Below are 12,065 nucleotides of genomic sequence, written 5' to 3'. Positions count from 1 at the left end.
CCCGCCGAAAGTGAGGAAAGTGGAGATGGGGTGTTTTTTACTGCTTTATACGCATCCACTCGTCCATACCCATAAAACTCATCCCATCCTTTCTTCCAAAGGTCTACCGCTGACTTTTCCAAAATGTTCTCCACTTCTTCCCTTGTCAGCAACGGATTTTTGGACAAGACTAACGCCGCGGCCCCGGATACAATCGGTGCAGCCATGGATGTACCATCTAAACTCGAATATGAGCTTCCTGGAAACGTCGAATAAATATCGACTCCTGGAGCAGCGAGATCAATATAATCACCATAGTTTGAAAAATCTGTAATCGTATCATGAGCATCCGTTGCACTTACCGCAATGACAGGACCAAATGCAGCCGGATATGATGGCAAATAGGTATCATCGTTTCCAGCTGCTGCGACGAGAACGACCCCTTTGGATACCGCATACTGTACAGCCATTGCTTCATATTCTGTTGCCGAGTATCCTCCTAAGCTCAAATTAATCACATTGGCTCCATGGTTTACGGCGTAAACAATACCATACGCCACGTCATAACTGGTGGCTCCATCCCCTTCGAACACATTAACAGGCATAATTTTCACATTCGGTGCAACGCCGACAACACCTTTTTTATTGACAGAAGCTGCAATGATGCCCGCCACATGCGTTCCGTGCTCACCGGCCGGAACCGATCCTGTACCCGTGACCACATTATACGGAGAAACTATTTTCCCTGCTAAATCAGGGTGATTGATCTGCACTCCGTTATCCACAACGGCTACTATAATTTCTCCCGACCCTTTTGTTGTGTCCCACGCTTGCGGGGCATTAATTTTCTTTAAGTGCCATTGCTTGCCGTACCCTGGATCGCTAGGTGTATAGTTTCGTTCAATAATGTAGTTCGGTTCAACTGACTCGACTTCGGGAAGCTGGATTAGTTTTGCAGCCAACCCTTTCAAATCAGTGCCTTTTGCAGCTTTCACGAGAGAGAAATTCCCCATGTCCATAAACGACAGCTCGGCGGCCTGAAACGGGCGCAATAGCGCTTCGCGTTTTTCTTCTGTAATCCCTTCCTTAAATTTGACGACCAACTCGTTTGCAACCATTTCTTTTTGTTCGGAAAACTTCGCGATCACTTCCTTCACCGAGGAGGGCAGTTTGATCGTTGTTCCTGTTTGCGCAGAGACGGACGAATTGTATATTCCGATGAACAACAAAAGCAACCCGATCAGCCGAAACAGTCTCATTCTTTGACCCCCTTAGTCTTCATTCTTCTCATCAATCCCGTATGTAGTTGAATTACTCGTTTTTGGTCCATCTCCTTTCTCTATATGTATAGGAAACTATAACCATATTATACTACTTCCAAAAATAACATTCTACACCATTTTATAAAGTTTACCCCTTCAACCGGCCCCCTTTCCGAGGATAAAAAACAGTGAGAGGAGCAGAATCTAATCCGACAAGATAGATTGACGCAAGTGTTTGGCAAGACCGAGGCGATCGTTGCAATCGAGCTATATAGATGCAACGAAAAAGTTTAACATATCCTTGACGGAAAAGTCGCTTCTCCATTTTTCGACTGTCGAAGGCAAGCCACAGGCTTGCCTCCGTCACGCCAAGGCGTGACGGAAGACCGAACAACCACCCGCTTCACAGACCTATACATGGGTCTGGAAGCGCGTTGTTCGGTCGCCCGACAGTCGAGCAAATGCTCGGTAAAAGCGACAAATGTTAAAGCTTCAAATTGCATCTATATAACAAGTCAATACTGGGTGAACCTGCCCTTGCTTCCCCGAGGAAAAAGAACGACCCAAAAGCGGACACTTTTGGGTCAAACATAATCATGGAGTGCGATTTTATCTTTTCTTTTTCACTATCACCGTAGTCGCATGGCTCGTATTCCCCGACCGGTCTCTTGCATAGACTTTTAGTACCGTTCCTGCCTTCTGGGTTTTAATGGCAATACGGAACGCTCCAGTCTTATCGGCCGTTCCTTTGCCGATCGTTTTATGGCCGACTTTTACCGTTACGTACGCGTAAGGTTCTGTTTTGCCGGTCACATAACGGCTTCGATAAGTGACCGCGTTCACTTTCGGAGCTTTGGGAGGTGTTTTGTCAAGCACAGTTTTTCGAATGATAGCGCTCCGGACACCGTATGTTGTTTCCGCGTATAGCATGATTACGGATTTCGCTTTTTGCGGAGTGATTTTGATTGAAAATTTCCCTTTTCGATCTGTTTTCGCTTTCCCTATAAAACGTGAACCGTTCAAGGCAACAATCGTCACCCCGGGCTGAGCTGTGCCTTGAATCATTTTGTCGTTATCATCAATCGTATGAACGGATGGCGATTTCGGCGATTGGCTTAGAGCTTCCGCAATTTTCCCTATGTCGATCCGTCCATAGCCGAAATAGTCGTCGTGCCCTTTTGTTCCAAGATCTTTTGCTGTTTTGATTAAAATTTGCTCAACTTCCGCTGTAGAAACTTGGCTTCCTTTCCAAGAGTAAATAAGTGCTGCGGCGGCTGACACATGTGCTGCGGCAAGCGAAGTTCCTGATAAAAACGCTGTTCCTCCGTAAGCAGTCAAAGCCGGAACCCCGTCACCCGGCGCCACCACGTCCAATGGACGGCCAATATTCGAGAACCAAGCCAGTTCATCGCTTTTATTCGTTGCCCCGACAGCGATCACATAGGAGACATTCGCTGGGTAATCAATCCTTGTCTCACCGCCGTTTCCAGCGGCAGCTACAATCGTAACCCCATGATCATGAGCATATTTAAGCTGTTCATCAATCAAACGCGACGATTGGGTAAACCCCAAGCTAAGATTGATTACTTTCGCTTTTTGATTCACGGCGTAGCGAATGGCCATGGCCACATCTTCGCTGCTGCATATTCCATCATCCCCGCACGCTTTCAGCGGAAGAATGGTGACTGCGGGATGAATACCTGCGATAGAATAATAGTTATCCTTTTTCGCAGCAATCAGGCTGGCCACTGCTGTACCATGAGAGAGAGCATCGGACGCCTCTCGGTTGTTATTGACAAAATCGTATCCGTGTTGATGGTCGACAGAGCCATCCAAATCGGCAAGTTGCCCATTCACCCCCGTATCAATAACCGCTACAACGGTTTTTGATAATTTTCTTGTCGAGATGCGCTTGAGCATGCCTTCATAATTGATCTTTTCCAACGGCCACTGCTGTGCGTAATACACATCATTCGCCGAAATGATTCCTGTATGACTTTTCTCGACATACTCTACCGTTTTCGCTGCGGTTAGTCGTTGCATGATCTTATATAGCTTGTTCGGGTCATTAACGATCAACGCATACGTATACGGGATGCGAACGACTGAATTGGCCAATGGGACAATAAATGTATTGGCCATATCGCTTCCTAACGCTTTTTCTAAATTTTGCTTCGCCTCTTGCTCGGATTTAGCCCCCTTCATTTTGACAATAATTGGACCAGCATTGCCAAACACATTCGGCAGCCCAAGTTGTTTTAGGAGTTCGCCCACTGTCATCATGCGGCCATTTTTAATTTTCGCCCAATATTGCTCGATTTCTTTTTTCGTGTTGCCCGATACTTTCTCTTCAAGCCGATTTTTTAATGCTTCCATTGCCGCGAAATCGCGATCTGAGAGTCGGTACGTCGAAACAGTTCCTTCGGCTGTTTTACTCAGTTCCTTGACAAGAGGCTGAAGCGTTTGCCAATAGCGGATCACATCTGCACGGAACGATGGATCAACAATAAAATCACCAACTGTTTCGCGCGAAATTCGGTAATAAAGCGAAATCAACTGTTTTCCTTGAGCGGAAGGACGCAGCAATCGATCGCGAATCTGGCGGAGCGAGGACAAAGAGTTCTGTAAGGATGCCTCGTTTTTCGCCGCCATTTCTGCCAAGCACGATGTTGAATCGATCTCCCCAATCGGCATAGACACAACGCCGGATTGCACGGTAATCGTCCCCGGTTGTTCGGCGGTCACTTTCACATAATACGGCCCTTTCCATGCCAGCGGAATCGCCGCCATCCCTTCTTGCTCTTTATAAGGCGGATACGCGGCATCTCCTTGAGCCTCGTTCCAGCTCGGATACAGACTAATCTGCGCACCTTCGGCTTCTACAAATAAATGAGTTGCTTGTTGTAGGTGTCCAACGGTGGGCTGAATTTTAAACCAAAACGTGTCCCCCGCTTGAGTAGCGTTTCGCTCTATAGAACCGCCAACATTTAACGTTTGGACTGCACTAGCACTCGGTGCATCAATCCCGACAGCCCGAAATGCATCGTCTACTGTCTTAGCTTCCGGTCCGTCTTTATATAGATCCTTGGCTGCTTGGATCATCGCCAACCGCAGTTGATGGAAATTAGACGATGGCGTCAAATAGACCGTCAATGCGCGGTATAAAATTTTCCCCAGTTTGTCTTTCCCGATCCCTGTCACTGTCACTCCATAGTGGGTGCCGCCTTCGCTGATCAAATAAGCCGCTTTGTTAATAATGCTGCTGTTAATATGAACCCCGCCGTTATCTTCCTCACCTGTATACCGCTTCGAATAATGGTCAGGGTAACCGTAAGCAGCCGGATCTTTCAACGAACGGATCGCGTCTCCGTCAATGCCGGGAGTATATACGTCCTCACCGATCAGCCAGTCTGTGCTCCCTTTCACTCTAGCCTCAATCAACTCAGCAAAAATATCAGAAATCGCCTCGTTGATCGCACCGGATTCCCCCTCGTACGTGAGATTCGCTGTATGTTCGGTCACAGCATGGGTCAGCTCATGAGCGACGACATCAAGCGCTCCTGAGAGCGGCAAAAATGTATCCCCATCTCCATCGCCGTATACAATTTGATAGCCATTCCAGAACGCGTTATTATAATCTTGCGCATAATGAACGGTCGAATGGATCTCTCCGTTTTTCCCATCCAATCCATTGCGTCCGTATACGTTTTTGTAATAATCATAGACAAGCCCGGCGAAATAATGGGCATCAACCGCTGGAGCCTCATATGGACTATCGAGCTTCGCATCGCTGCTTGTCCATATTTTCCCTGGCAAATTAAGCGTATGAACGGCGTCATGTGTCACAATTTTTGAACCGCGAGTGGCGTCAATCAACGTATAAGCGTTGCCGCTTTTTTGCATTTGTAGCTTCCGCGTCTCGCCAAGTACGCCGGTGCCGCTTCCCTCAAAATGGGCTAAACTATTAAACTTATGAACAATTTTCCCATTTCCGGCATCAATAAAATAAAGCCAACGGGCCGGTTCATGGCCAAGATAGTTTAACTCTACTTTGTAAACGAGATACGGTTGATCGTCTTTCATATAAATATTGAGCTCAGCGGACGGCGATTGAACAAAATGAACTGCTTCAGCTCCAGCATCTTTTTTAGCCACCGCAATGGCTTCCTCTTTCGTTATCTTCTGCGTTGCACGGAATGAATGTGAAATAGAAACAACTGTTCCAGATATGGAACGCAATGTGCCGTCTGCACTCACATGAGCAATTTGGCTGGCGCCAAAAATCGGGATGCCTCGGAATGTCTGTTGCAACCGAACAACATGGCCATTGGCGACTTTGTCTTTTTCTTCGATAATCGCTTTAAACCGTTGATCCCCCTTGATCCCGTATTTTTCTTTGTGGGTGTTTAAATATTGAACAACCGCTTCCGCTCTCGCTAACCGTCCGCTTAACTTCGCAATCGTTCCGGTTTGGAACAACGGTTTGACTCCTTCTGGGACTCCCTGATTCATTTGCGCTGCCACACCAGATTGGCGGATGCTATTCCCCCCAGCGGCATTAGTGAATACCGGGCTTAGCACTGTCGTTCCTAGCATAACAACAGCCAATAACACTAATTTCCATTTACGAAGCATTATTCCCCTCCTTATATAACAAAAAAATTACAACCATTTCAATTCTATGACATTTTTTTCTATATAACAATCTTTTTTTTTAGGACAATAGAATACAAAAATCGACATATTCTGCACCTGTTAAAAGCTATGTGGGATATCCACTCTTACGGTGAATAAGGAAATGCGCTGTAGGGAGAAACTACCAGTAGTACTTTCTCATATCGAACACAACACATCTTCTAGAAGACCGGTGATTTAAGTTGAACAAGGGATTTCTGAATTTGAGAAACTTTATGAAACCTGTCTTTGCCTGAACGAAAAACAGGCAATGCTCAAGGAAATCATTGCTTTTCACCGGACCTCTAGAGGGCTGGTGAAAAACACCGGTTTCCCCTGATCGATTGGCGAAAAAAGAAACAAATGCTACAAAGTTTTTCAATTTGAGAAACACTGATGTGAAGCCGCATATGTGGTTAAATCACCGGCCTTCTAGATAACGAGTTCTCCATTTCTCAAGTATTGGCTTGTAGAATGAACATAACAGATCATCATCAATTAGGGTTGCTGAGGCCAGCTGAAAGGAGGAGCTATATCGTTGAAAATCGTCATCTCTGGTTTTTATGGATTAGGCAATACGGGGGATGAAGCGATTTTAGAGGCGATTATCGACAATCTTCGCGCTGAATTGCCAAACCCGGACATTACCGTTTTCTCACTTTCCCCCGAACAAACAGCGAAAGCCCATGGCGTGAAAAGTGTGTACCGCGGATGGCGTCATGACAACAAAGGAAAAATCCGTGCGCTGCGCGAAGCGGATTTGCTGATCAGCGGCGGCGGTGGACTGTTGCAAGATGCGTATCCGACGCGCTTTTTGTTTGGTCCACTTCCTTATTACTTATTGATCGTGTTTTTGGCAAAATTGTGCGGAACGAAAGTCATGTTTTTCTCGCAAGGCATTGGCCCAATAAATACGAAATGGGGAAAAATATTAATGAGAGTGTTTGGCAATATGGCTGATTTTATTACTGTTCGTGATGAGTATTCTAAACAGCTGCTTCGCCAACTTGGTGTGACAAGACCGGAAACCGTCGTGACTGCTGACATCGTCTTTGCGTTTCGACCGAAAGAGGACGAAGCTTGCGTAGAAAGCCTTCCGCTGCGCGGCGATGAACAGCTTGTCGCCGTATCGGTGCGGCCATGGTTTCACCATCGCGATTATTACTGGAAAATCGCCAAAGCGCTCGACGAGCTCATCGAATCGGAGGACATCACCCCTGTCTTTGTGCCCATGGAAGGTCGGCACGATATATATGCTTCTGAACAGGTAGTTAAACAAATGGCCCACGGCACATCTTGCCATATTCTTGGCCCAGATTTTACGCCAAATCAATACTTACACTTTATAAGCCTCTGCCGCTTGACGATCGGCATGCGCCTGCATTCTCTCATTTTTTCCGCCTTGGCGGGCGTCCCGCACATTGGTCTCAGCTACGACCCGAAGGTGGAAAGTTTGCTGAAGCGGTCTGGCATGTGGGACTATTCGTTCCGCCTTGACGACATCGATGCCGCCAAACTCGTAAACAACACCCGCTATATGCTCCGCCACCGTGAGTCATTGAGCCGTATCGTCCGGCAAAATGCCGAGCAAATGCGGCGAGACGCGTTGGAAAACATCCGTTTGCTTAAGGAGAAATTTTGCAGCAACGGGCGAGTCGCTAATAAATAGTTCGGGGGCAAATGGTATTTTTCATACGGAATCTCCACTTTAGCTTTTCGGTTGAGGAAGTGACACGTATGTTATCGCTGAAACAAACAGCCATTTGGCTTGCGTTGTTTGCTTTAACAGTAAAAATAGCGGGATTTCTGAGGGAAAGCATCATTGCAAGGCAGTTTGGTGCTAATGAATATACAGACGGCTATTTATTAGCCTTTTCCTTTATCACCCTTGTTCTAGCCATCATTTCCGATGGATTTAACAATGTCTTTCTTCCTTTATACATCCAGGCAAAAAGGGAAAGTCAGGAAACGGCTGACCGAAACGCCAATGGCATTATGAACGCTACCGTAGCTGTCTTTCTGCTGATCACGATCATCGGTTATTATTTCGCCCCTTCTTTTGTGCCTGTTATTTTCGGACGCATGACGGCCTTGACTGAATCAGTCGCTGTGAAAATTACAAAAATTTTCTTTTTGTTTATAGGAGCGATCGCCCTAAACGGTATTTTAGATTCGTATCTGCAAGGGCAGCGCATTTTTGTTCCTTCGCAAATTTCCAAACTGCTTGCAACGCTCATGGGAGCCTTGTTCGCTCTATTGTTCTCGGACACATGGGGCATATATAGTTTGGCATATGGATTCGTGTTCGGCGTGATCATCGGCATTATTTTAATGTTTGTTTGTTTGCGGAAAAGCGGCTATCGCTGGACTCCTACGCTGACTGTTGATCCCGGCTTCCGGCGGCCATTTTTCCGTCTCCTTATCCCAGCGCTATTAAATGCATTCGTTGGGCAGATGAACATGTTCATCGATAAAATGTTCGCTTCGGGAACAATCGAAGGGGCGGTCACGTACTTAAATAACGCATCGCTGCTTGTGAGCATCCCGTATACCATTTACGGCACGACGGCAGCTGCCATTTTATTTACCTTGCTTTCCGAGCAAGTCAACGAGCCTCGCAAATTTCAACAGACGTTTTTTACTGGGCTGGAACTGTCGCTCATCATATTAATGCCTATAGCCGCGGGACTTTGGATTGTTGGCGATGCCGCCATTTCGTTTGTGTACGAACACGGCCAGTTTACAGAAACAGACACACATCGAACATATAGAGCATTGCTGTTTTATTTGCCCTTAATTGTAACGTTAGGAATGCAATACGTTATTTCCAAGTCGATGTACGCCAAAGGAAAAACAGCTGTTTTGCTGCGGATTGGCATCATCACGATTGCACTGAATGCGGTTCTTGATTACTTATTCGTGAAGCCTTTGGGCTACACGGGCATCGCCCTGTCTAGCTCAGCTGTTTCTCTCTATTACTTAACCGCTTGTATCATTGTTCTTTATCGCGACTTCGAACAGAAGGAAGCAAAAAAGCTGGTTTCTTTATTGATTCGCGTTAGTGCATCAGTCGGTGTTATGGCTTGCCTGCTCTATAAGATCAAAACAATGTTCCTGATCAACCATTGGCCTTTTCTTCTCCAGCTTGCTGTCCTTGTCCCGCTCGGCGCGATTATTTACGCCATCAGCAGCTTTTTTTTCTATCGCGAAGGCATTTGCCGTCTTTTGCGTATGATCAGAGCAAACAAAAGTCCATCCGCGTAATCATTATCGCAAAGCCCTATCGTTCCGCGGAGAGCAACCCCCTGCGAGGACGCCAATCACCGCACGAGAGGAATGCCCCGAAGACGATAGGGACTTTTTTCTTTTTGCACTCATGGTTCGTTCTCCTCATAAACGAATACGCAAACCGTTCACGGATGGAACGGCTCGGGCGGCCGATCATTATAACCAAAGTAATACAAAATCGCCTCGACAATCCTCCTAGAAGCGTGTCCGTCTCCGTAAGGGTTGGACGCTTTCGCCATTTTTTCATATTCGCTCTGGTTGTTGAGCAATTCCGACGCCAAGCGGTAAATCATCTCTTCGTCCGTTCCGGCGAGCTTCAGCGTCCCGGCTTCGATGCCTTCCGGGCGCTCGGTCGTGTCGCGCAGCACTAAGACGGGTACACCAAGTGATGGCGCCTCTTCCTGCACGCCGCCGGAATCGGTCAAAATCAAGTACGCCCGGGCGGCAAAATTGTGGAAATCAACCACATCAAGCGGCTCAATCAGATGAATGCGCGGGTCATCGCCCAGCACATCGGCCGCCGCTTCTCTTACGGCCGGGTTTAAATGGACAGGGTACACGACTTGAACGTCATCGTGATCTTGAACGAGGCGCTTGATGGCCCGGAACATGCCCCGCATCGTTTCGCCCAAGTTTTCGCGGCGGTGGGCCGTCAATAAAATCATCCGGTCATTGCCAATTTGGTTGAGGATTTCATGACTGTAATCATCTTTGACGGTTGTTTTTAACGCGTCAATGGCGGTGTTTCCGGTGATAAAGATCGACTCCGGCTTTTTATTCTCCTGCAGCAAATTGTCGTATGCTCGTTTTGTTGGGGCAAAATGAAGATCAGCCATCACCCCTGTCAGCTGTCGGTTCATTTCTTCCGGAAACGGAGAATATTTGTTCCATGTGCGCAACCCAGCTTCAACATGGCCAATGGCAATTTGGTTGTAAAAGGCAGCCAAGCTAGCGACAAACGTCGTCGTCGTATCACCATGCACAAGCACTAAATCGGGCTGAGCTTCTTGCATAATATTGTTGAGCCCTTCTAAGGCGCGGGTCGTGATCCCAACCAATGTTTGCCGATCCTTCATAATGTTTAAATCGTAATTTGGTTTTATCCCAAATGTATCCAAAACCTGATCTAACATTTGGCGATGCTGGGCTGTGACCGCCACAATCGATTCAATCGCATCAGATTGTTTTTGCAATTCGAGAACGAGCGGCGCCATTTTGATCGCTTCCGGCCTTGTTCCGAAAATCGTCATGATTTTCCGTTTACTTCCCATCATTTTCACCTGCTATTCCGATATAATAAAGAAAAGCTTCAACAATTTACAATACCATAATCTTCCGAACCCCTCAACTTCGGGAAAAGACAAGAGTCAGTCCTCCTCTAAAAACAAATTCCTTGGAGAATGTTCTCCCCAAGGAACGACGACAGTTGATACGCATTGGTCGACTTGGTCAAGCGCAACTTTCGATTTGCCCATTTCCTCCGAGGGCGATGGCGGCGGCGAGGCAAACGGCGGCCGCCATTCGCGATGCATGCTTCATTTTCTGTTCCTCCTCACTTGATCATCGTGGCCGTTTTGGCATGCTAGAACAATCGTTTCGCCCCTAAATACCGCTGCTTCCAATACGATTGGTCCAGGCGGCTGATCGTCACTCCAGTGGAGGCGCCGCTATGGACGAACTGGCCGTTGCCGATATAGATGCCGGCGTGCGATGGGCCGTTGGTTGTCGTGGCGAAAAAGACGATGTCGCCGACTTCCGGGGCGGAAACGGCCGTGCCCGCATTCCACATCAAGGCGACGGTGCGCGGCACGGTGACGCCTTGTTGCTGGAAAAGGTAGAAAATGAAGCCGCTGCAGTCAAATCCCTCTTCCGGCGTATCGCCGCCCCAAACGTACGGAGCGCCGAGCAGCTCGGCCGCATCAGCGACAAGTTCGATGACGTCGAGCTTGGTGGCAGGGGCTTGGCCAATAAGGCGCTCGTACGTCGTGCTGTCGACGACGCCGGTCACTTGGAGTTTTGCGTCTTTTTGGAAGCGGCGAACCGCATCTGCGGTAATCGTTCCGTAATAGCCCGTAATCATGGGATATGTAAAATAGCCGAGCTGTTTCAATTTCGCCTGCACACGCTCGACCTCTTCGCCGCGTGCACCGATGGTCAAATGTATGGCGGGGCGGTTACCTTCAGCTGGCGGGGTGGTTTTTTTCTTTGTTGCATCGGCAATGCGCGTAAACGTCACCTCGTCAGCCGAGCCGGTTGCCGGCAAACCGTTGTCTTTTTGGAAGCGGCGAACCGCATCTGCGGTAATCGTTCCATAATACCCAGTGATCGTTGGGTATGTAAAATAGCCAAGAAGCTTTAGGTTGGTTTGCAGCTGGCTGACTTGAGAGCCGCGCGAGCCGATTTTTAATGCGGCCGACGAAGGCGATACGGCATCGGCCTGTTGGCTGGCTGCCCGCTCGAGACGCTCAAGCGTCGTACGATCCGCCCGCCCGGTTTCGGGAAGCCCGTTCGCCCGCTGAAACTGCTTCACTGCATCCGCGGTCACCGCTCCATAGTAGCCGGTGATTTGTGGGTAGCGAAAATAGCCGAGCTGTTTCAGCCGGCGCTGCAAATCGCTGACGGCCGCGCCGCGCGAACCGACTGCCAACGCGTCGTTTGACGCAGGCGCGCTTTTGAGCTTAGCGTAGGTGGCGTCATCGACGATGCCGGTGGCCGGCAAATTCATCGCCCGTTGGAACGCTTTGACCGCTTCTTCAGTGATTGCGCCAAAGTAGCCGGTCGCTTGCGGATACGTGAAAAAGCCTTTTTCTTTCAAGCGCTGCTGGAGCTGTTTGATTTCAGGGGAACTCATGCCTTTTTTCG

At 48.1% G+C, this 12,065-nt stretch carries 6 protein-coding genes; 2 read left to right on the top strand and 4 right to left on the bottom strand.

Annotated elements, in window-relative coordinates:
* Together GJ1_RS16335 and GJ1_RS18750 are read right to left on the bottom strand one after the other, a co-directional pair.
* A partial coding sequence (locus GJ1_RS16335) for a peptidase S8 (RefSeq protein WP_157068404.1) occupies positions 1–1,238 on the bottom strand: 1,238 nt, incomplete at its 3' end.
* Between the two features lie 612 nt (positions 1,239–1,850).
* Positions 1,851–5,876: a M4 family metallopeptidase gene (locus GJ1_RS18750; protein ID WP_167346133.1), complete on the bottom strand. Its 4,026-nt coding sequence runs from the start codon at positions 5,874–5,876 to the stop codon at positions 1,851–1,853.
* Positions 5,877–6,453: 577 nt separating this feature from the next.
* On the opposite strand from GJ1_RS18750, the gene csaB reads away from it, so the two are divergent.
* A complete protein-coding gene (gene csaB, locus GJ1_RS16325; protein WP_066234726.1) occupies positions 6,454–7,584 on the top strand; it encodes a polysaccharide pyruvyl transferase CsaB in 1,131 nt (376 codons plus the stop codon).
* A gap of 68 nt (positions 7,585–7,652) precedes the next feature.
* Positions 7,653–9,179: a murein biosynthesis integral membrane protein MurJ gene (gene murJ / locus GJ1_RS16320; RefSeq protein WP_066234724.1), complete on the top strand. Its 1,527-nt coding sequence runs from the start codon at positions 7,653–7,655 to the stop codon at positions 9,177–9,179.
* A gap of 149 nt (positions 9,180–9,328) precedes the next feature.
* Here the strand turns inward: murJ and wecB are convergent, their stop codons facing one another.
* Complete coding sequence (gene wecB, locus GJ1_RS16315; RefSeq protein ID WP_066234721.1) at positions 9,329–10,474, bottom strand: non-hydrolyzing UDP-N-acetylglucosamine 2-epimerase; 1,146 nt, start codon at positions 10,472–10,474, stop codon at positions 9,329–9,331.
* Between the two features lie 311 nt (positions 10,475–10,785).
* On the bottom strand, positions 10,786–12,065 hold a 1,280-nt coding region (locus GJ1_RS16310), incomplete at its 5' end, for a C40 family peptidase (protein ID WP_066234718.1).

It is taken from the genome of Geobacillus jurassicus NBRC 107829 (assembly GCF_001544315.1).
Lineage (GTDB): Bacteria > Bacillota > Bacilli > Bacillales > Anoxybacillaceae > Geobacillus > Geobacillus jurassicus.
This window is presented reverse-complemented; position numbering and strand designations above follow the sequence as displayed.

What these genes read in the sequence shown, in the direction of transcription:
- GJ1_RS18750 (WP_167346133.1), bottom strand. Translation starts at nt 5,876, where the DNA reads ATGCTTCGTAAATGGAAATTAGTGTTATTGGCTGTTGTTATGCTAGGA.
- murJ (WP_066234724.1), top strand. Translation starts at nt 7,653, where the DNA reads ATGTTATCGCTGAAACAAACAGCCATTTGGCTTGCGTTGTTTGCTTTA.
- wecB (WP_066234721.1), bottom strand. Translation starts at nt 10,474, where the DNA reads ATGGGAAGTAAACGGAAAATCATGACGATTTTCGGAACAAGGCCGGAA.